The sequence below is a fragment of the Halovivax cerinus genome (assembly GCF_024498195.1).
In the GTDB taxonomy this organism is placed as follows: Archaea; Halobacteriota; Halobacteria; order Halobacteriales; family Natrialbaceae; genus Halovivax; species Halovivax cerinus.
In genome coordinates this window covers 3252883-3274804 of record NZ_CP101824.1, presented here as the reverse complement: position 1 = coordinate 3274804, position 21922 = coordinate 3252883, and the positions used below count along the sequence as shown (strand labels likewise).

Annotated in this window: 16 protein-coding genes and 1 pseudogene; 7 read left to right on the top strand and 10 right to left on the bottom strand. The window is 63.4% G+C overall.

Going from position 1 to position 21922, the window contains the following annotated elements; all coding sequences use genetic code 11:
- Nucleotides 1-161 precede the first annotated feature (161 nt).
- The 5 genes and pseudogenes from NO366_RS15530 to NO366_RS15510 all read left to right on the top strand — a co-directional run bounded on the left by NO366_RS15530 (nt 162) and on the right by NO366_RS15510 (nt 5699).
- A complete protein-coding gene (locus tag NO366_RS15530) occupies nt 162-605 on the top strand; it encodes a hypothetical protein (RefSeq protein WP_256531696.1) in 444 nt (147 codons plus the stop codon).
- A gap of 92 nt (nt 606-697) precedes the next feature.
- Entirely contained in the window at nt 698-2170 is a 1473-nt protein-coding gene (locus tag NO366_RS15525) for an aldehyde dehydrogenase family protein (protein ID WP_256531695.1), read from the top strand.
- A gap of 613 nt (nt 2171-2783) precedes the next feature.
- Nucleotides 2784-4064 carry an RNA-guided endonuclease InsQ/TnpB family protein gene (locus tag NO366_RS15520; RefSeq protein ID WP_256531694.1) on the top strand — a complete coding sequence of 427 codons (1281 nt, stop codon included), beginning with the start codon at nt 2784-2786 and terminating at the stop codon, nt 4062-4064.
- Between the two features lie 58 nt (nt 4065-4122).
- Nucleotides 4123-4572, top strand: a pseudogene (locus NO366_RS15515) (ABC transporter permease subunit); the annotation flags it as partial.
- A 176-nt stretch (nt 4573-4748) separates the two neighbouring features.
- Entirely contained in the window at nt 4749-5699 is a 951-nt protein-coding gene (locus NO366_RS15510) for a D-2-hydroxyacid dehydrogenase (RefSeq protein ID WP_256531692.1), read from the top strand.
- Between the two features lie 100 nt (nt 5700-5799).
- Here the strand turns inward: NO366_RS15510 and NO366_RS15505 are convergent, their stop codons facing one another.
- The 10 genes from NO366_RS15505 to gpmI all read right to left on the bottom strand — a co-directional run bounded on the left by NO366_RS15505 (nt 5800) and on the right by gpmI (nt 19732).
- Nucleotides 5800-6981: a CARDB domain-containing protein gene (locus NO366_RS15505; protein ID WP_256531691.1), complete on the bottom strand. Its 1182-nt coding sequence runs from the start codon at nt 6979-6981 to the stop codon at nt 5800-5802.
- Nucleotides 6982-7120: 139 nt separating this feature from the next.
- Nucleotides 7121-8533, bottom strand: coding sequence for an autotransporter outer membrane beta-barrel domain-containing protein (locus NO366_RS15500; RefSeq protein ID WP_256531690.1), 1413 nt, complete (start codon nt 8531-8533; stop codon nt 7121-7123).
- Nucleotides 8534-8947: 414 nt separating this feature from the next.
- Entirely contained in the window at nt 8948-10234 is a 1287-nt protein-coding gene (locus NO366_RS15495) for an O-acetylhomoserine aminocarboxypropyltransferase/cysteine synthase family protein (RefSeq protein WP_256531689.1), read from the bottom strand.
- A gap of 107 nt (nt 10235-10341) precedes the next feature.
- Nucleotides 10342-11352 carry a sodium:calcium antiporter gene (locus tag NO366_RS15490; RefSeq protein WP_256531688.1) on the bottom strand — a complete coding sequence of 337 codons (1011 nt, stop codon included), beginning with the start codon at nt 11350-11352 and terminating at the stop codon, nt 10342-10344.
- Nucleotides 11353-11483: 131 nt separating this feature from the next.
- Nucleotides 11484-12332, bottom strand: a complete 849-nt coding sequence (locus tag NO366_RS15485; protein WP_256531687.1) for a hypothetical protein — start codon at nt 12330-12332, stop codon at nt 11484-11486.
- Nucleotides 12333-12811: 479 nt separating this feature from the next.
- Complete coding sequence (locus NO366_RS15480) at nt 12812-13642, bottom strand: hypothetical protein (protein WP_256531686.1); 831 nt, start codon at nt 13640-13642, stop codon at nt 12812-12814.
- 190 nt (nt 13643-13832) lie between these two features.
- Entirely contained in the window at nt 13833-14648 is an 816-nt protein-coding gene (locus tag NO366_RS15475; RefSeq protein WP_256531685.1) for a hypothetical protein, read from the bottom strand.
- Nucleotides 14649-14653: 5 nt separating this feature from the next.
- Nucleotides 14654-17281, bottom strand: a complete 2628-nt coding sequence (locus NO366_RS15470; protein WP_256531684.1) for an alkaline phosphatase PhoX — start codon at nt 17279-17281, stop codon at nt 14654-14656.
- A gap of 305 nt (nt 17282-17586) precedes the next feature.
- Nucleotides 17587-18030 (bottom strand): hypothetical protein, encoded by a 444-nt coding sequence (locus tag NO366_RS15465; RefSeq protein WP_256531683.1) that lies wholly within the window; start codon nt 18028-18030, stop codon nt 17587-17589.
- A gap of 121 nt (nt 18031-18151) precedes the next feature.
- Entirely contained in the window at nt 18152-19732 is a 1581-nt protein-coding gene (gene gpmI, locus NO366_RS15460; RefSeq protein WP_256531682.1) for a 2,3-bisphosphoglycerate-independent phosphoglycerate mutase, read from the bottom strand.
- A gap of 161 nt (nt 19733-19893) precedes the next feature.
- Here gpmI and NO366_RS15455 point away from each other — a divergent pair, with 161 nt between their 5' ends.
- Entirely contained in the window at nt 19894-21186 is a 1293-nt protein-coding gene (locus tag NO366_RS15455) for a DNA double-strand break repair nuclease NurA (RefSeq protein WP_256531681.1), read from the top strand.
- 219 nt (nt 21187-21405) lie between these two features.
- Nucleotides 21406-21756: a DUF7113 family protein gene (locus tag NO366_RS15450; protein ID WP_256531680.1), complete on the top strand. Its 351-nt coding sequence runs from the start codon at nt 21406-21408 to the stop codon at nt 21754-21756.
- Nucleotides 21757-21922 lie beyond the last annotated feature (166 nt).

The window sequence follows — 21922 nt, the reverse complement described above, 5'->3', positions numbered from 1 at the left end:
GTCACTGTCTTCGTCCACGGCGGGTTTGTCGCCTCTCATACCCGGTTTTTCGCTCGACTACGCGTCGGACCCTGACTCGACGACGGAGCGCGGGATCCGTCGATCGCGGGTTCTCGGAGCGAGGAGGTAGTGTTATGTTTCTCCCGTTGCGACGTGAACGTATGAACTCGTCAGCCGAGTCGACACAGGACCAAACCGGCTTCGAAGACGGTCCGCTCTCACCGAACCTGCTGGGGGCGGTGTTCGGATGTATCGACGTCGTCGCGTTCGGAGTCGTCGGATTCTTCGTTTTCGGCGATCCGGTCGCGGGCGCGCTCGCCGGACTGTTCGTCGGGACCGGCATCTTCCTGTTTCTACCGCTGTTTATCGCCAGCTCCGAGGTGGACGACGGTCTCCCCGGGATGGAATCGAACGCGAATAGCCACCCCGTCCGATCGTTTCACCGACTGGCCGCCGGATTAGCCCTCGTTTCCGGCGGTCTCACGTACTTCAGTTACCTGTTCGTCGCCGAATCGTTCGTTCCGGCGCTCCCGATCGGCCTGCTCGTCGTAGCGGTCGCGTACGTCTCCCTCTCGTTCGTCATGCCGAACGCGGAACTCCCGTAGCGTCGTCCGGTCGACGGATCGATCCGGTGCTAGGAGGGGACGGTTGCGTACGCCAGTCAGTGGATTATGCGACCTGACGGGGTGGGTCCCGTATGACGGATCTGCCCCTGTCACCCGACTCCGGCTGGAACGCCTTCTACAGAGACGGCGAGTGGGTCGCGCCGGGCGATAGAGACTCGATCGACGTGGAGAACCCGTACACGCGCGAGCCCATCGCCAGCGTCCCGGCAGCGACGGTCGACGACGTCGACGAGGCGTACCGCGTTGCAGCGCGGGCCCAGGAGGCCTGGGCCGATCAGCCGCCACAGCGCCGGGCCGGCGTGGTCACTCGCGCCATTCGTCTCTTGGAGGACCACTGGGACGACGTGATCGACCTCCTCGCTGTCGAGTCGGGGAGCGCGTCGGTGAAGGCAGTCGCCGAGTTACAGACGGCGAAGGGAATGATGCAGGTGGCGGCCGGATATCCGTTCACGATGGCAGGCCAGCATCGTGATTCCATCGTCCCCGGGAAGGCGAACGTCGTCGAACGCGTGCCGGTGGGCGTCGTCGGCGTCATCTCGCCGTGGAACTTCCCGTTTCACCTCTCGATGCGTGCCGTCGCGCCGGCGATCGCTGCGGGGAACGCCGTCGTCCTGAAACCCGCCTCGAACACGCCGATCACTGGCGGACTCCTGCTCGCTCGGCTCTTCGACGAGGCGGGTCTCCCCGACGGCGTCCTGAACGCCCTACCGGGTCGGGGATCCGAGATCGGAGACGCCGTGGCCGAACACGAGACGCCCCGCGTTCTGGCGTTCACCGGATCGACGGAGATCGGACAGCGAGTGGCCCAGAAAGCCGCTGCCAACATCGCCCTTCCCGCGCTCGAACTCGGGGGGAACAACGTCCACGTCGTCACCGAGAACGCGGACCTGGACCGGGCGGTTGACGGCGGCGTCTTCGGATCCTTCCTCCACCAGGGACAGGCCTGTATCTCGATCAATCGCCACCTCGTCCACGAATCGCTGTACGACGAGTACGTCGACGCCCTCGCGGACCGTGCGGCGGGGCTTTCGGCCGGCGATCCGCGCGACGAGGAGACGATCATCGGGCCGATCATCGACGAGAGTCAGCGCGACCAGATGCTCGAATTCGTCGCGGAGAGCGTGGACGCGGGTGCAACTGTCGAAACGGGCGGTGAGAGCGACGGTCTGGTCGTCGAACCCACGGTGCTCTCCGATGCGAGCAACGACATGGCCGCGGCGTGTAACGAACACTTCGGTCCCATCGCACCCGTTATTCCGTACACCGACGACGCGGACGCGGTGACCCTGGCGAACGACACGATACACGGTCTCTCCGGGTCCGTCCACTCCGAAGACGAGGCGCAGGCGCGACGTATCGCCGACGGCATCGAGACGGGCATGATTCACATCAACGACCAACCGATCAACGACGAACCGCACGTCCCCTTCGGCGGGATGAAACACTCTGGCCTCGGGCGCTACAACGCCGACTCGATCCTCGACGAACTGACGACGACCAAGTGGGTCTCGATCCAGCGCGAACCGCGGGAGTATCCGTTCTGACGGAACTGCGCTTCCGTGGTGAGTTCGAGCCTGATGTGTGATGGGTTCGAACCTCGCGTCGTGTGAAACGAGTGTTCGGTATCGCGGTGCGTCGTCGCACGAACAGGTCTCCAGGCGGAGTGCGTTCCATCTTCGATCGACCCATACAGTGGGACCGTCCACAGAATCGAGAACGTTCAGGTGACGAAACAGTTATCGAAGTCCAGTTGTATCCTCGACACGTTGTGAGCCGATCCGATGACGGACAGCGATTCGAGGCGGTCGACGGGAAACGTATCAGTCGGTCTGGTCGGTGTGTAACGGGGGAGCGAATCGTCTTCACACTCGGTATCTGTCTCTGTCTCGTCCTCTTCCTGTTCGATCGTTCGACCGGAACCTACCTCCTCGGTACCTGGGAGACAGAACGCATCGATTACGGAGAATCAAGGAGAAAGCCCCGCCCTTTAGGGGCATGGCGAGAGCTTCGCTCTCGCTGCAACTGAAAACGCTTCGCGTTTTCAAGGACGTGGATGAATCCGACACTATCCTACCCTACACCCATTCGATAGCACGGCAGGATATTCCACGCGGCGCAATCCATACCTTCGAGTAGGTTTGTCTACATAGGTTACGTATGGCGAAACAGGTCGTCACACGCACCATCACTGCTTCCATTCGGAACCAGCAACAGGTGTCGGATGACCTTGATTCGCTCGGGTTCGCCGCCAGTAAACTCTGGAACGTCGGACGGTGGACAATCAGTCGTGTCTGGGATGAAATCGACTACATCCCCGAACACGACGAACTCACCGCGTACTTGAAGTCACACGAACGCTACGATGACCTACATTCTCAGTCAAGTCAACGAGTCCTTCAAGAACTCGCTGAAGCGTTCAACGGCTGGTACGGCAAACGACGCAACGGAGATACGAGAGCGAACCCACCCGGCTACCGCAAACACGACGACGACCACCCGAGAAGCACAGTCACGTTCAAAGCCGCTGGCTTCAAACTCGACACCCAGTACAACCGCGTCCGACTCTCGAAGGGGTCGAATCTCAAAGAGTACTGGTCGGACTTCATACTCTGCGAGTACGAAACTCGCCCTGAAGTTGACCTCTCAACCGTAGAAAACGTTCAGCAAGTACGTGCAGTCTGGACGGGTGACGAGTGGGAACTACACTTCGTGTGCAAAGTCGAAACCGAAGTCGCTGAAGCACCCGGCGAGAAAACCGTGGGTGTTGACCTCGGCATCAACAACTTCGCGGCACTCGCCTACGAGGACGGTCACAGCGAACTGTATCCGCTGAATTGCCTGAAACAGGACGACTACTACTTCAGTAAGCATATTGCTCGGTGTGACGACTCGGATTCCGAGCAGACCACGCGGTTGAATCAGAAGAAGTCTCGACGGCGCACTCACTACTTCCACACCCTCTCCAAACACATCGTGCAGCGATGCGTTGAGGAAGGTGTTGGAACGATTGTAGTGGGAGACCTCTCTGGCATCCGCGAGGACGAAGAGAACGGAGAGTCGAAAAACTGGGGCAAGCACGGCAATCTCGACTTGCACTCGTGGGCGTTCAACCGATTCACCGACCTGCTCGAATACAAAGCCGAGATGGAAGGTATTACAGTCGAGCAGGTCTCCGAGCGTGATACGTCGAAGTCGTGTTCGTGTTGTGGTCGGGAACGCAAGGCGAACCGCGTTGAACGCGGGTTGTACGTGTGCGGCGAATGCGGCTTGGTGGCGAACGCGGACGTGAACGGCGCTGAGAACATTCGACAGAAAGTATCTCCGAGTTCACCGAGTCTTTCAGTGAATAGGAGTAACGGCTGGTTGGCACAGCCATCGACGTACTTGTTCGATTCAGAGAGCGGATGCTTCGCACCGCGAGAACAGGCTACGTCGTAAACCACAATATCCCATCGGCGGTCGGGAATCCTCGCCCTTCAGAGCGGGGAGGATGTCAATGTTACTCGTTACGTTCGGCCTCCTGAGCTGGGACGGCGTCGCTCGCCTCGTCCGCAGCGAAACCCTGCAACGGCGGGAAGCAGGGTACATTCTCGTCGCCAGGAGCCTCGGCGGGTCGGCGTCTTACATCGGGCGTCGACACATCATCCCCAACGTAACGAACACGCTCGTCCCCGCCGTCTTCCACCTCCTCGCACTTCTCGTCCTCGTCGAAGCCGGCGTCGCGTTCCTCGGTTTTCACCACGTCGAGACGTACTCGTGGGGATCGACCATCCAGGAGGGGATCGATCCGCCGTGGTTCAAACTCGGCGCGGGGTTCGAAATCGATCCGCACGAAATCTGGTGGGTCTCTACGTTCCCGACGATCGCACTGGCCGTCACGCTGGTATCGCTCAAACTCGTCGGCGACGGCCTCAGAGATGCGCTGGATCCGAAACGGCAGCCGTGAGTCAGTTCAGCCCGTCGTAGGGGACGGTGCCGTCTCGTTGGCGTCACTGTCGGCTGGTGCCGTCACGTTGGTGCCGGTGTCGTCTCTTTGGCGTCACTGCCGATCGGTGGACGTCGGTCCGTGTTCGCCACTCGATACCGAAAGAGTCGATTGGTCGGGCCGACGTGCACAGTCACATGCGTACCCACGAGATCCTGATTCCCCACCGGTACGACCGGGCGGATCGCGAACGGCTCGCGGTCCGATTCGACGAACTCGACGACGCCGACGTCACCGTCGCGACCACGCCCGACGAGACGCTGTCGGGGATCGAGACGGCGACGATCGCTGTCTCGTCGAGTGTTCCCCACGAGTGGCTAGAGCGTGAATCCGACCTGGAGTGGGTCCAGGGAACGACTGCAGGCTACGATCACTTCGACCTCGACGCGCTCTCGGAGGCTGGCGTGGCGCTCACCACGGCCACCGGCGTCCACGGCCAACCGATCGGCGAGTGGGCCCTCGGCGCCATGCTCGGGATCGAGCGGGACCTGTTCGCCGCGCGCGACCGCCAACGCGACGCCGTCTGGCTCCGAGACAGCGGCGGCGAACTCGCGAGCCGGACCGTCGGTATCGTCGGGCTGGGCGCGATCGGCGGACGGATCGCCGAACTCGCCTCGGCCGTTGGCTGTCGCGTCGTCGGGACGAAGCGCGACCCGTCGACCGCGCCCGACGCCGTCGACGCGGTCTTCCCGGCGGACGAACTCGACGAGGTCCTCCGACAGGCCGAGTACCTGGTTCTTGCCTGCCCGCTCACCGACGAGACGCGCGGATTGATCGACCGCGACGCGATGCGCACCATGCCCCGCGACGCCGTCGTCGTGAACATCGCCCGTGGCGACGTCGTCGACGAGGACGCGCTGGTCGAATCCCTTCAACAGGGTCGCCTCGCCGGTGCCGCACTCGACGTCTTCTCGACCGAACCGCTCCCGGCCGACTCGCCGCTGTGGGACCTTCCGAACGTCCTCGTGACGCCCCACGTCTCGGGCTCGACGCCGCACTACTACGACCGGGTCGCCGAGATCTTCGCCGAGAACTTCGAACACCTCGCCGCGGGGAATCCTGACGGCATGCGAAACCGCGTGGTGTAGGGATCGATCGCAGAACGTGCGTCGGCGCCGGCAGGGTGGCCCGCGTCGATTTCTACTGACCGGGCCGATGCGGGGGTGTCGCGTCGGCCGCTGCAGCCGTTCACTGGCGCAGATAGATGGCGACACCGCCACCGACAGCGAGCAGCGCGATCACGGCACCGAGACCGAACACGATGCCACCGCGGTCGGTCCCGTCTTCCCCGTCCGCGTCTCCGCCGTCTCCACCGTCCGGACTCGTCGCGTCCGATCCGTCGGTGTCGTCGGGATCGGTCACGGTAACCGTCCCGACGGACTCTCCGCCGACCGTCAGTTCCCTCGTCCCGGTCTCCTCGAGCGTCGTGGACAGCGACACCGATTCGGAGCTTCCGCCGGTGAGTGTGACCGACGTGTCCGCGACGGTCTCGCCGTCGACCGCCAGTTTCACGTCGTGCGAACCGGTCTCGTCGCCGACGTTGGTCACGGTGGCCGTCACCGTCACCGTCTCGCCGATCTGGAGTTCCTCCGTATCGAGTTCGAGATCGGAGAGTTCGAACGACGCCGGGTCGTCGTCACCGCCGGTATCCGGTGGCGGTGGTGGCAGTCCTCCGCCACCACCGCCACCCGAGGCTGTCGACAGCGCCAGATCATGCGTTCCCGATGGAATATCGAGCGAGAGATCGCCCTCGCCGTCGACGTCGAAGTCCTCGTCCACGGCGTCAGAGTCGAGACTCTCGACCGTCACGGTCTCGCCCTCGTCCAGTCCGGTGTCGTGGACGATCACGGACACGGTTTCGTTCGCGTCAGTCACCAGGTCCGTCTCGTCGTCCGCGTCGAAGTCGATTTCGTCGAACGCGAACGCGTCGAGCGACCCGTTGACAGTTACGTTTGACGCGTTGTTTGGTGCGATCGTGATCGCGTGTTCCGTGGCGTTTACGGCTACCAGACACGTGAGCGTCCCGTTTCGCTTCTCCACTCTGAGGGACGACTCACCCGCCGCGGTGAACGAGATGGAGTCGGTGTTCCCGTCGCCCAGGGTCACGGTTCGGTCGTCCGGGAACGTCGGATATGATTCGTTCGCGGCGGAGTCGTTGTCCGTCACCGCGAGTCCGCTGTCGGTGACGTAGACCGCGCCTCCGCCCGCGCCTTCGGTGCACGCGATATCTACCTCATCGGCACCCGCAGTACCCATAGCGTTACTCGCGGTAGCTGCAGTCGAACCGAGGCCGATGGCGACCGTCGCGAGCACGATGACGATCGTTACGAGGACGACACCGATTCCTCGACCGCGCGTCGAATTGCTCATCGGGGTACCTCTCGGCCGCCGAGCCCAGGGAATAGCTTCCGTCCGTTCACTTCGCTATCGGGATTCCAGCCGGGTTGGATGGCGGTTCCCGTCCTGGAGCGTGTCTTGCGTATCGGCACGCGTGGGTCTGCGTACACCATCATCCGACTTTGTACAGCGTCAGATACGTTTCTTGATCCGACCCATAGATGTCCGCCGTCGCTCCCGAGTCTTGCGAGACGGCGACTTCCACGGTGTCGCCCTCGGTGAGGTCGAACAGGGTTCGACTGAACCCTCGACAGATGCGCTGCCCGGACGTCGCCGTGGTCGTGTCGGCCTGAACGCCACCCGTGAAATTGCCGTTGATTTGCAACTCGTATCCGATGTTGACGCCGTCGCCGAAGTTCGATTGCCAGTCGATAGTGAACGAAGCGTGATAATCGCCGTCTTCTTGAATCGTGTACTGCCCGCTGGTGGCGTTGTAGCCGGCGAAGTCGTCCCGGTTCGTCTGGTCGAAGACGATCGTCGTCGTGGTGTCGGTGTCGACCGTCTGGTTCGCCGAGAGGTACGCCGACAGGCCCGTCTTGCTCACGCTCGTGTGACCATCGACTTCGAGGTTACCATTCGAATGGATGGCCGTGCCGTCACTCGCGCTATTGAAGGCAAAGAGTGCATACGATTCGGAGTCGTCCGTACGCGTGAACATCCCGTCATCGTTCACGCTCCACCCCGCGACGCCCCAGCCGTCGGCCTTGTCTGTTCGTCCGAAGACGCCCGCCGATTCGAACGATGCGAGCGTCGGAAGGGCCGATTCGTCGTCGTATACCCGTCCGTCGACGCCGTAGTTGTTGCCAGTTGATTTCCCTCGAACGCCGGCGGCCTCACTGTCTGCCGACTTGGTAACGCCGTCGACACCGAACGTCTCTCCTACGGTCGCAGTCGCTTCGCCCTGGACGCCGGCCGCCCCATCGTTCTCGGCGTCCGTCACTCCCCCGACGCCGGTAGCCTGCCCGCTGCTGGCATTGGCCTCTCCGCGAACGCCGTAGGCGTTTGCGCTCGTCGAATTGGTTTCTCCTCGTACGCCCCAGGACCAGCCCGAATCGGCGGTATTGATTCCGTGGATTCCGTTGTAGTCCACTGCCCCGGTTTCCCCTTTGAGCGCAGTCGAGCCGCCGGTTGTAGCCTCGATCGTCCCTCCGTTCGTGACGGCGTTCCCGTCGAGGTCCAGCGTGTCACCCAGCGTGACTTCGCCCGCATCCCCTGCGTGTACCGCGTCCGCGTACAACGTTTCCAGCGGGTCACTCGCCGTGCCGATCTGGCCCTGTGTGTCCCCCGCCGCCGTGCCGGCGCCGACGCCGAGTAGCGCCAGCGCGCCGCCCGCTTTCAGCGCCGTTCGTCGTCCGATAGCCGGTCCGGTGTCGGACGTCGATACGCTCGATGCCCGCTCATCGAGGAGTGTCTCAAGCGCCTCTCGCTGGTGGTCGATCGTCTTCTCTTGGGATTCGAGTCGGTCCTGTTGCCGTTCGACGAGCGTTTCGAGTCGCTCGATTCGGTCGGTGATGTCGTCTGTCATTCATGTCCCTCCGGTTCGCGTGGATGACCAGTTTCGACGGGTCGGTGTCCACGGCGGTCGGGTATGCTGTCCTATCGCGTCGAAAGCCCGCTTCTGGACCGTTCGACGGGATCACCGTCGACAGGATCTCCTCCACGACCGGGTCCACCGTTCGGTGTCTCTTTGTCCCTCGTCTGCCGTGCCCTCCTCCACGAACTGTTAATGAATGCTATAGTATCGGAATATAACTGTATCGGTACGTATACAAATTCTATCTAGATCGGTAGAAAATATTCTTTCTGAGAACGAATTGGCGCGATAATGTCTCGGATGGTGATCTGTCTATCGAATTTGGCACGTCCGGAAAATAGCTCGACGAGTGATACGTTTACTCCTCGGCCCCGATGAGCGATTATCGCGTGCCCTATCGTTCGATCAGTTCGCGGCCTCGATTGCCTGTTCCAGGTCGGCGACGATGTCCGCGGGATCCTCGATCCCGACCGAGAGTCGGACGAGATCTGGCGTGACGCCGCTGGTCAACTGTTCCTCCTCGGTTAGTTGCTGATGGGTCGTGCTCCCGGGGTGGATGATGAGCGTCTTCGCGTCGCCGACGTTGGCGAGCAGGCTCGTCAGTTCGACCTCGTTACAGACGGTCTCGGCCGCGTCGTAGCCGCCCTCCAGGCCGAACGTTATCATCCCGCCGTAGCCGCCTTCCAGGTGCTCGCTCGCGTTGTCGTGCGTCTCGTGGGACTCGAGGCCGGGATAGGTGACCCAGGCGACGTCGGGGTGGTCGTCCAGGTACTCCGCCACTGTCAGCGCGTTCTCGCAGTGGCGATCCATCCGGAGCGAGAGCGATTCGAGCTTCTGGAGCGTGTTCCAGGCGTCGAAGGGGGATTGCTGGTTGCCGAGATCGCGTAGCCCGCGGGTGCGGGCGGCGATCGCGAACGCCTGCTCGCCGAACGTCTCGTAGAAGTTGACGCCGTGGTAGGCGGGGTTCGGTTCGGCGATCTCTGGATAGTCGCCCTCGTCCCACGGGAAGGTACCGCCGTCGACCAGGATCCCGCCGACGGTCGTCCCGGCGCCGGTGAGCCACTTCGTCGTCGAGTGCCAGACCAGGTCCGCGCCGTGCTCGATCGGATTGCAGAGGTACGGCGTCGCGAACGTGTTGTCGACGAACAGCGGGACGTCGTGATCGTGGGCGATGTCCGCGATCCGCTGGATGTCCGGCGTCACCAGCGCGGGGTTGCCGATCGTCTCCAGGTGGACGAACGCGGTGTCGTCGTCGATCGCCGCGTCGTACGCCTCGTAGTCGAGCGTGTCGACGAATTTCGTCTCGATCCCGCGGCGGGCGACGCTGTGGGTAAGATACGTGTACGTGCCGCCGTAGAGCGACGAGGCCGAGACGATGTTGTCACCGGCTTCCGCCAGCATGAACGTCGCCAGGTCGAACGCCGCCATCCCGGACGAGGTCGCGAGCGCACCGACGCCGCCCTCGAGGCTGGCGACGCGCTCTTCTAACATCGCGTTCGTCGGGTTCATGATCCGCGAGTAGATGTTGCCGAACTCCTCCAGTCCGAAGAGGGCGGCCGCGTGGTCCGTGTCGTCGAACTCGTAGGACGTGGTCTGGTAGATCGGCGGGGCGCGAGCGCCGGTCGCCGAATCCGGTTCCTGCCCGGCGTGGATCGTCCGCGTGTCGAAGCGTGGTGTCTCGTCGTCTGCCATACCCGTTCATACCGTCGGTCGTCGGTAGTACCTCCCCATCGCGTCGGAATCTGCCGGTATCGCCGACGACACCGGTGTGACCCGCCCGGACGTCAGAATTCGATCGGTCAGGTCGGCAACAGACGCGTGAGCCCGACGCTTTCCGCGACGAGCCAGGTGACGAATCCCCCGTAGAGGACGAGCAGGAGCCACCCCTCACGACGGGAGAGGTACATCTTCGTTCGTGAGATGGTGAAGAAGACGACCGTCGCCACGACGAGGAAGGCCATCATCGGGACGACGTGGTCGAACGTGATCTGGAGCGAACCGGCGACGACGACCCCCGCTGGGATCGCCACCAGCAGGTCGAACGTGTTCGAGCCGAGGACGTTCGCGATAGAGACCGTCGGCCGACCGGACTGTGAGGCGGCGATGCTGACGAAGGCGTCCGGAAGACTCGAACCGGCGGCGACAATCGTCATGCCCCAGAGGAACGCGGGCGTCCCGAAGGCGTCGCCGAGGCCGACTGCGGCCCGTACCAGCGCCTCCACCCCGACGACGATCAGGACGAGCCCGACGAGAAAGACGACCCAGCTCCGGACGAGATCGACCCCCTCGTCCGCCAGCGTTTCCGATTCGGACGCGTCCAGGTACTGGGTAAACACGTACAGTACGTACAGGACGATGGGGACCAGCGCGAGTCCGCGGGTCACGTCACCGCTAATGAGGCCGTTTGCGGGCTCGACGGGGTAGTAGATCACCGCGAGTGAGAACGTGAGCAACAGCGTCGCCACCGCGAGCATGTAGAACAGCGACTCCTTGTAGACCAGATCGCGATTCGTCTCGATTCCATCGCCGATGACGACGGCGATCCCCGGGATCACGAGGAGATTGAACACGGCCGACCCGACGATCGCGCCCACACCGAGTTCGAATTCACCCCGTGTTGCAGCGAGGAGGACGCTAACGAGTTCCGGGGTGCTCGACCCGACGGCGGCGATGACCGCCCCGTGGACCACCGACGGAACGCCGTAGGCGCCCGCGAGGTTCGCCGCCGCGTCTTCGAGCCTCGTGCTTCCGACCCAGACGACGGCCGTCCCGACTAGCGCCAGGGTGAGCAGGGAGAGTATCTGTAGCACGCTGTCTCTCGGATTCTCCATCGGACGGGAAAACAGTTGTCTCCGCCACTCCTTCGAACGGAGATGCGGCCTCGGTTTCCGAACTAGCTATCGGGAGTGTTGGCCCGCGGATGTTCACCGAGGCTGTTCTCTCAGTTGTTGTATTTGTACTCCCAGAAGGTATCTCGAACCGCGTCGTCGAAGTACGACGAGAACTGCATCTGGCGGTCGTACTCGACCTCGATATCTCCGTCGCCGTCGGTATCTCCCTCGACGTGGTCCGCCGGGTATTCGTCCGTGTCGTTGGGGCCGTTTTCGAAGTGGCTCTTCTCGTACCCCATCATGGTGGTTTTCGGCGGATTCGCACTCCGGTCGATGATATCGGCCAGGTAGTGGTCGTCCTCGACGCCTGCGAACTCGTCGTTTACGATGCAGTGGGCCATCTCGTGACACATCGTGTAGTTGTCGTCGGTGCCGAGCTCGGCCCAGGCGATCGGGTGGTCGTCGTTTTCCGGGGCGAACGGATCTGCGTCATCGCCACTGATTTCGGCCAGGCCGTTCCAGTCCTCCATCTGTTCGGACCGTAGTTGAAACAGGAACGGCCCGGTGTAGTGTGAGTATGCCGAATTTTCACGGAGGTACTTGGCCTTCTCCTGGTACAGTTGCGCGCTCGCATCCTTGTCATCGTCGTCGTAGTACTCGTAGATGTACGGCCACGTGTGCCAGATGGCTCTGATTCCGGTGAGATATGGGATATACAGGTCGTCATATATGTGATCGATCACGTCTTGGAGGTTAGACCACGCCCCGAGCCCCCATGCTTCGGTATGGGAGACGAAATTGACGACGAGCGTGTTTCGGGAAGAGACGTCGATCTCGCCCCGGTCGTACAACTCCTGATACGTTCCGTACGATCCGGACTCCGCCGATGCCGTCGTTGACAGTACCGATCCACCGATCGTGGCTCCACCAACTACTTTGATCGCTTGTCGACGTCGCATTGCACTTGAAAATCCAACCCCGCTATAATATAGGTTTCTCTATAAATTAGATTAAAATACTTAATATATTGATTGTATAATTCCATAGTCCAAGATCAGGGGGAGTTGTCATTTAGTTATCTTGTATGTGTGCGGCAATTCGGTTTGGATTCGGTAATATTGTATCGATGTTCGCGTACGCGAGGAAGCGTCCGATGCCCCTCCGAGTGCCCGAGTGGCAGGTGTCACGGGGGACAGTCGATGGGCCGAAAGACTATTTCCACGGAATCGACGCCGGTCGTTTCGCCGGTTGATGCCCGAATCGCCGTCACCGTGGAAATGGTGTGCCCAGCGACCGCTCACCGTTACAGGCGGTCGCTTGCTCGCACCGTGGCCTGACGACCGGTCTCACATCTCACGGTGGCGTCTCCCTTCGCCGGAACGTGCGATGATTTGGTCCGGTCCGCGACTGATGTTGATGCTCCGTGTCGCAGTCTCTCTTACGCATAGTCGTAATATGTGTCGTACATGGCGTTGTCGAAGAAACACGAGAACTCGTTTTGTCGATCGTAATCCAGGGGGTCAGTGTGTTCCTCGGGGAAGTCGGGGTAATCGGCCATTCCATCGTCGAAGTGTTCTACCTCGTAGCCCATGAGCGTAGTTTTCGGTGGGTCAGCGTAATACTCCACGTAGTTTGCGAGGTAGTGATCGTGGTCGACGTTCGTCACAGACGAATTGACGAGGCAGTGACCGAGTTCGTGACACATCGTGTATCGATGATCCGTCCCGTATTCTGCGAACGCGACGGGATGATCAGGGTTGTTCGGATCGTACGGATCGTTCGACCCCGCACCGAATTTCGTCGTTCCACTCCCGCCGTCTACGTCACCTGCGTCCAGTTGCACGAGGAACGGTCCCGTGTAGTCCGAGTAATTCGAGACGGATCGTAGCGTCGCCGCTTTGTCCTGGTACGCTTCCGACGATCCCACTCGATCCGAGTCGTCGTACGTGGTGTGGATGTACTTCCAGGTGTGCCAGTACGCCCGGATCCCGTCCAGATACGACGTGTTGATATCGTCCCAGAGATGATCGATCAGATCCTGCAGATTCGACCACGTCGCCGAGCCCCGACTCCGCGAGTGGCTGACGAAGTCGATAACGAGCGTCGATCGCGTGCCAATATCGATGTCTCCGCGGTCGTACAACGCTTCCCACTCCGGTGCGGTTCCGCCGTACCCAGGATTGGTTATGTCAGCCGATGCGGTACCCGAAAGCACCGATCCACCGACCGTTCCGGTTCCGAGTAGTTTGATCGCTTGTCGTCGTCGCATTCCGTCTCAAGAATCCAATCAATAGTATATTAATTTATCGATGAGTTATACTATTACGATTGTTGAGTTCACCGTGGTATTATTGCATTCGGAGCACGCGAAGGCGATTTTTCTATTGGTGTATTGGCAATATGTTATCAAAGTAGTTCCATTCTCTACACACCGGTACCGTCCCTACCCAGTCGCTTCCCTATCGCGACTCGTCACCTCGTTCGGTCCGGTCCGCCGGTTGTGGAGTCTTCGAACGGCCGGGTGCTACGTGCGATCGGAAGGGCGAACCTGGTACGGACGATCCTCCAATTGGTTCGGTCGCGGTACCGTCGTACCGTCTCCACCCGGCCCAGCCGAGTGCGGTGAGCGCCGCGATCGGTCCGAAGCCGGGGAGTTCGCTCTCGGCTGGCGTGTCTCGGTCGTCGAGTTCCCCATCGGCGTCCTCGCCTCCGACGGCGATGGTTCCGTCCTCGTCGGACACGTCGATCGCGTCGCCGCCGTCCGCGTCGAGCCGCGCACCGGTTACACTGAGGCTCGTTTCGCCGGGTTCGTGCCCGGTAACGTCGATCGTCACCAGCGTGACGTCGCGGTCGCCGGCCACTATCTCGTCTTCGACGTCAGCCGCTTCGACGGTGATCGATCGACCCTCGGGGCCGACGACAGGGTTCGACGTCAATCCGAACTCGCTGGGGTAACTGACGCCCTGAATCGAGGCGACGCCGTCGCCCTCCAGCGTGAGCGTCAGCTCGTAGCCGGCCAGGCCGTCGGGCGCGTCCGTCAGCACGACGTCCACCGACGCACCCTGGCCGGGGGTCGTGGTAGCGTCCCCAACGAGGATGGTCTGGTTCGAACGCTCCGCCGCCGTCGTCGCCTCGACGGGTGTGGCGACGACGCCCAGCGTGAGCAGGATGGCGAGCGCTGCGGCGGCGACGGTCGCAGGTACCCGCCTCGATACGGACGACTCGTCGACGGGGGTCGGCGGTGTGTCAGGGGCTGGGGGATCCGGTCGGATCATTGGATTCACAGCTCGTCGTAGAGGGCGTCGACGTCGTCGTAGTCGATCCGTCCGTTCTCGTTGAAGTCGAAGGCCTCCGGGTCGAGTTCCACCGCGTCGTCCTCCAGGTGTGAGAACAGCGTGACGACGTCGTCGTAGTCGAGGCGGCCGTTCCCGTTGACGTCCTCGAATTTGCCGTCCCCGTCGGGATCCGTCGGCGCGTCACCACCGGGTCCGTCACCGATCGGCGGCGGGCCGACGACGACCACACCCGGTTTCGAATCGGGTTCGATCGGTGCACCTGCATCGTCGTCGAAGGCGTGCGTCTCGATCGTCAGGTCGGTACTCCCCGTCTCGACGCTTTCGAGTTCGATCGACGCGAGCGTCGTCTCGCCGGCGCCTGGCTCGACGGCGTCTTCGATGTCCGCGAAGCGGAACTCGACGGCGGATCCGTCGGATGCGACGACCGGATCGGCGGTGAGCGCGAGCTCGTCGACGTAGCTCGCGTCGGCGATCGCCGCGATGTCGGCGTGGGAGACGGTCACCGTGACGCGTCCGCCAGCGAGTCCGTCGGGGAGCGCACTGGTCGTCAGCTCGACCGTCCCGGTCGCGTCGTACGCCAGCGCGAGGGATCCGACCCGGAGCGTCGCTGGCGGCTGGTAGACCCACATCGCGTCGTTGGGGTAGGAGCGGCCGAAGGTCCCCTTGTCCTCACAACAGAGGACGCGTCCGTCGTCCATGACGGAGACGTTGTCGACGTTGACGAGCGAGACGTCCTGCAGGGAACCGGGATCACTGGCGTTCGGACCGACGATCACGGGCTCCAGTCGCGAGACGTCGTAGGCCTCGTCGAGGCGGGCGCGGTAGACGACGCCGGTGTCGACCTCGTCGAACCGGAGCTCCCCACGGTCGTCGGTCATGTAGCCGCCGAGGGAAGAGATCCCGAAGTAGACGTAGTCGCCGGGCTCGGCGTCGTCGATCGAGTCGATCCCCTCCGCCTTGTTGAACTCGACGCTGGCCCCGATTTCCTTCGCCGCGGCGCGCGTCTCCAGGAATGGTACCCGACGAAGCACCTCGTCGACGCCGTCGGGGCCGCGTTCGTCGTACTGGTTGGCCCACTCGACGATCTCTTCGTCGGTGATGTAATCCCGGTTGCCCTCGATCGCGACGGTCTCGTCGGCCTCGGCGAGGGCGGCGTCGAGGTCGTCCTCCCAGTCGGTCTCGGCGTGGGTTTCGAGGTAGTCCACCTGGGTAACGTCGTCGTAGTCGGCGATCCAGGATTCGACCTCGGCGTTACTCGCCGTCCCGAGTTCGAGCCACTCGACGTCGAGGTCGGTCTCGCCGACGGTTCCCTCGCCGATCTCGGCGGCTTTCATCGCGTACAGCGTGCCACGGACGTCCATTCGGTCGTCGTAGTTCGGGATGGGCTCCTCGGCGACGAACTTGTAGATGCCCTTCGCGCCGCCGTCGGATGCGAGGTAGACCGTTCGCTCGTCGGGCAGCACGTCGGGACACTCCCAGGCCGCGCGGCCGAACACGTGGTGTTTGACGGGGACGGGTTCCGCGGCCGTGGGTTCGGTCACTTCGACGATCTTCCCGTACCGGTAGCGATTGGGGAAGACGTCGCCGATCGGCGTCGAGGTGTTCTCGCCGTCGGTGCGGTCGATAGGCTTGGCGCCGAGGTAGTACGCCAACTTCTCGACGCCTGTGTTCGACCAGAGCCCCATCGGTGTCCAGGCATCGTCGCCGAAGGTGTCTTCGAGCGAGGCTTCGACCGCGCCGACGTTCGGTCGGTTGAAGAACTCGCTGCCGCCGCGGAGGCCGACGCCGCTGCCGGCTTCGACGATGTCACTCACCGTCACGAGCCCGTTCACTCGCGGGTGGCCGTACTCCTCCTCGGCGGACAGGGGCGTCTCCCAGGGCGACAGGTCGCCATAACAGTTGATGCGCGTGCCGCCGACCGCGCGGAACGCGTCGGTATTTTCGAGCTCCATCGCGTCCTCGAGATTCGCCTCCCAGGAGCCAGCCCCGCCGCGACTGATCGGGGTTCGGGTGATGCAGCCGGGCGTCGTCTCGTTGTTCGTAAAGAGGTACCCCTCGGCCCCGGCGTCGTCCGTCGCCACGAAGACGTTCATGTCGGGGTTGTAACCGACGCCCTCGTAGCTCTCCCCTACGAGATCGGCGACGTCGGTCCCGTCCAGCGTTTGCGGGTGCCCCCAGCGCTCCGTTCCCCCGTTTATCTCCTCGCCCTCCGTGACGAGGTAGACGAACTCCCCGGCGGCTGATTTCACCCGTCCCCGTTCGGCGTTCGTGAGCGGCGGCTCTACTTCCTGGAAGTCGTCGTTCGAGCCGTCGAACGCGAACGAAAAACCCTCGACGACGCCGACGCCCGCCCGGTCGAACGGCGCCGGATTGTCGCGACTCGGGTGCTGGACGCTGAAGAGCACCTCGCCCGTCTCGAAGACGAACGGGCCGGTCACCTCCGCGCCCTTCGCCGTCGTGGCGAATCGCTTCAGCCGTCCGTTCACGTACGGCGCCTCCGGCGTGTCGTGTTCGTCGGGTCGGCCCGCGGCTCCGACACTCCCGATCACGCCGGGTCCGAGCGCGGCCGCCGTCGATGATGCGAGCAGGTTACGTCTGGTGAATTCCACCATGCAACTCGATAGATCGACCGACTACACATTATGGTTTATAATATTGATTTATTTTTCTAACGAAGTAGTCAGAGAATACAGCCCCACACTGGTCGACTATTGTTCGGTACGTAGGCCACCGGTCCGATACGTTTCGTCGACACGTGACCTGGGCTCCGAGGTTCGACATCCGTTCGCTACCGGATCCGTCGACAGTCTCGACGATCGAATCGTGAATTCGCCGATTCGATACGCGCGGTAGCCGTCACTCTGCTCTTTCCCCGCTCGGTCGAAGGGAGAATTCAGACGCCCTGGTCGACGGCCGTTCACGCCGACTCGTCGGCACCGGCCGGCCCGACGGCTTCGTCGGTGGCTGCCGTTCGAACCTCCTTGGCTCGCGTTCGTACCCACGACAGGTATCGCTCGATGACCGTCGGTGTCGTCCCGTAGAACGAGGCGACCCAGGTGACGTCAGCCCAAGGCATCGTCACGAGATAGGCCGCGAGCGTGTCCGTCCCGGCCTGGACGATCTCCGGCGGCACGCCGCGCGTGCCGGTGTCGGCCTCGACGAAACCGTTGACGTCGAAGTAGACGTCGGCGTAGAGGTACGCGTCGGGGAGCGTCTCGAACGAGACGTCCGCGTGCTCGGGTGCGACGAACGCGTACTCGACGGTGTCGGGGTCTGACCGCCGCTCGACGATGCGGACGCCGAAGCCGTACGATTCGACGACGGTTCCGTTCGACTCGGTGGTCTGCGTAGACGTGGCCATGGGACCGTACGGAGGGGCGCGACGCGCTCCGGTTTGACCGTTTATATGAGACCTATTGTGCTCTCCTGAGCGATTCGGATCTTTCCGGTGTGGTGGGAACGCGTCGAACCGGTGACCGGTATCACTCTTCGAGGAGTGACCGTCCGGTCATCTCTGTGGGCCGGTCGAGTCCGACGAGCGAGAGGAGCGTCGGCGCTAGATCGGCGAGCGTCCCGCCGTCGCGGAGCGTTCGTCCGCTTTGCGTTCCGTCCGGACCGACGTAGACGACGGGGACCGGATTCGTCGTGTGTGCCGTGTGCGGGTCGTCGGTCGTCCCCATGTCGTCTGCGTTTCCGTGGTCGGCGGTGACCAGCGTGTGGGCGCCCGCCTCGGTTAGCGCGTCGACGAGTCGGCCGAGACCCTGGTCCACCGCCTCGACCGCGGCAATCGCCGCGTCGAAATCGCCGGTGTGGCCCACCATGTCGGGGTTGGCGAAGTTGAGGACGAGGACGTCCGGGTCGTCGGATCGGACGCGTTCGATCGCCGTGTCCACGACGTCGGGCGCGCTCATCGCCGGCTGTTCGTCGTACGTCGGGACGTCCGGACTCTGGACGATCTTCCTCCGCTCGCCGTCGAACTCGACCTCGCGCCCGCCGTTCAAGAAGTAGGTGACGTGGGCGTACTTCTCCGACTCGGCGATCCGTAGCTGGGTCTTTCCGGCGCCGGCCAGCACCTCGCCGAGGACGTTTTCGGGCTGGTGGGGCGGGTAGGCGACGGGGAGGTCGAAGGTCTTGTCGTACTCGGTCAGCATGACGACCTCGACTTCGGGTGGGCTGGTCTCGATCTCGGATTCCCAGTCGGACGGTCGAATGTCGGCGAGCATCCGCGTCAGCTGCCGAGCGCGATCGGCCCGGAAGTTGAACCAGACGACGGCGTCGCCATCTTCGAGTGCCGGTCCGCCGTCGATCAGCGTCGGTTCGACGAACTCGTCCGTCTCTCCACGCTCGTAGGATCGTTCGACCGCTGCGACGGCCGAGGGAGCCTCGTACGCGCCCTCCCGATCGACGATGGCGTCGTACGCCCGCCTGGTCCGCTCCCAGTTCTGGTCGCGATCCATGGCGTAGTACCGTCCGGAGACGGTCGCGACGTGGCCGGTGCCGTGCGCCTCGACTGTCTCTTCGAGCGCGCGCAGGTAGGTCCGTCCGCCTGTCGGAGCCGTGTCCCGGCCGTCCGTGATCGCGTGGGTGACGGCGTCGACGTCGCGGTCGGCGGCGAGTTCGACGAGCGCATGTAGGTGCGCCTGATCCGAGTGGACGCCCCCGTCGCTGACTAGCCCGAGGAGGTGCACTTGACCGTCGTGGCGCCGGGCGTACTCGTACGCGCCGTCGATGGCCGCGTTCTCCCCGAATGCCCCGTTCGCGATGTCGTCCGTGATCCGCGTGTACTCCTGGTCGACGACCCGCCCGGAACCGATCGTCAGGTGGCCGACCTCGCTGTTTCCCATCTGGCCCGACGGCAACCCGACGCTTCGCCCGACAGCGTCGAGCGTCGAGACCGCCCCCGAATCGACGAGGCGGTCGAAGGTGGGCGTCTCCGCCGCGGCGACGGCGTTTCGTCCGTCGGAATCGTCGGGCGGCTGGTGCCCCCGATCCGCGAGTCGATCCCACAGCAGGTCGTCGGCGGCGAGCCCCCACCCGTCGAGTACGATCAGCGCCGCGTCCATGCCGGAACCGACTCGACGGGCGACCAACTAGCTATCGCTCTCTTCCGACGGGATGTCTCCGTCACGTCCCGTTCGGCGGCGACTACCGATCGTCGGTGTCCGATCGCCGGCGGATCCAGCGGATCGCGAACTTTTTGGCGCTGGCATCGGTTGCGAGAGGCATGACGCTCGATCCGGTCCACTTCGACGGTATCGCGCGCTTAGCGCGACGGATCGACCAGGGTGCGTCCGAACAGGACCATCGCGACATAGCGGAGACGGTGTGGACGGACTTTCTCGACCCGTTGATCGACGACGATCGGGTCGTGCTCGAACCGATCGCGGGCGTCGATCGCTACCTGGTCGACACCGAGGCGGTCGCCCTCGGCGATCGGCCGTACACGACCGAGCACGGACTGGACGCGGGGACGATAAACCCGACCACGTTCCGGAACGGACTCGTCATCGACGTCGCGCAGGCTGCGATGGCGTCGACCCCGTCTGACCTCGATATGCACCGATCCCGGACTGTCATCGCGTCGGTTCACTCGAACGACGCCACCGCGAGCGTCGACGATCGGTGGGACGAGTTCGACGGTGGCTACAGCCGGAGTCGTGCGGTGAAGGTCCCGTCGCTGCCGCGCTTCGCAGAGGGCGTCGTTCACGCGCTCGCGTTGTACATGGCCGAGAGCGAACACGCGAACGAACACGCGAACGAGGTCGACGACCTGCTGATCCTGGACGGGCCGCTTTACCCGCGCGGCCTGCTCCGTTGGGCGGACCAGCATCCCGACTTGGCCGACCTCCTGGTGACCGAGCAGCAGCCTCGCTCGATCCTCGAGAACTACGTCCGCCTCGTCGAATCATTCGTCGACCGCTCGGTCCCGCTCGTCGGCTTCGTCAAGAATCCCGCGACGCGGGTGCTTTCCAGAACGGTCTCGGGGAAGGGACTCGACGCACCGTGGACGGACGATACCGCATTCTTCACTCGCGTCCTCGAACGTGGCGAGACCGTCGAAGACGTCGACGGACGACGGTGGGAACGCGAGACCGATGCGCTGACGTACACGAACTGGTTCCGCTCGCGCGGCGGCGTGGACGGTCCGATGTCGAGAGACGGCGACGCGCTCGGCGTCGACCGCTCGCTCGACCCGGCCGCGTACGAGGTCACGTTCTTCGTCCTCTACGATCCTCGCGACGATCTCTGTTACCGGATCGAGGCGCCGTACGCGTTCACGCGAGACGACGAGAGACGAGAGATGCTGACGCGACAACTCCTCGCCGACGTCGCGACGGCGGGTGGTCCGCCGACGGTTATCGAGAAGGCCGACGAACTGGCGCGGATCAGTGCCCCGGAGAAGGCCTCCCTTCGCGAGGCCTTCGAAGAGCGCTTCGAGACGACCGCCGATCGCGATTACGACGACCGTCGGTGGGGCGACGACGTCGGTACGAACCGCGCGACAGGTCAGTGGTGAGGCGAACGGTTTCCTGCTGAGTTGACCGTATTCCTGCTGAGTCGGCCGTATCCCTGCTGAGTCGACCGTATTCCTGCTGAGTTGACCGTATTCCTGCTGAGTCGATTCTATTCAGACCGTCGACCGTCGAGAGCGGACGGTCGACGATACCGTCTGACGCTCTCGCGAATCGTCCAGCGCCCCGGATTCCTTTTCCGTTCTGGCCGCGTACCTTTACGTATGCTCACAGTGTCCGGCCGGGCCGGCGAGACAGAACTCACCGGGACGATTTACGAGCGCGGTGAGGACGCCCCGTCGTTTCGCGGGGCGCCGGATCAGGACTCCGCGTACGTCTGGATCTGTGATGAGTTCTACGAGGTCGATAGCGGCGGAGCGAAACTGGAACTCGGCGACCGAGAGCTCAACGTGGCGTTCGAATCGCCGCTGCCGCGCGGGTTCGACACGAAAGAACAGGCAGTCGCGGCCGCGACGGAACACGTTCGAACGCAATTTCTTCGGATCGGTGTCCCGTCGGAGAACGTCGACGTCTCGGTCGAACCCGGCGTCGAATCCAGAGAACGGATCCACTGACGGAGTGGATCGCGTGTCGGAGAGCGGCCCACGTGTCCGTCCGATCCTGTTCCGTGGTACCGTCGGTCTGCGGTCCGTGCACCTGTCCCGTCCGGCCTGTGCCGGAGGCCAGGCGGATTCGGGTTAGGATGGCCCCCTACGGCGTGAGACTTTTCACCACCCTTCG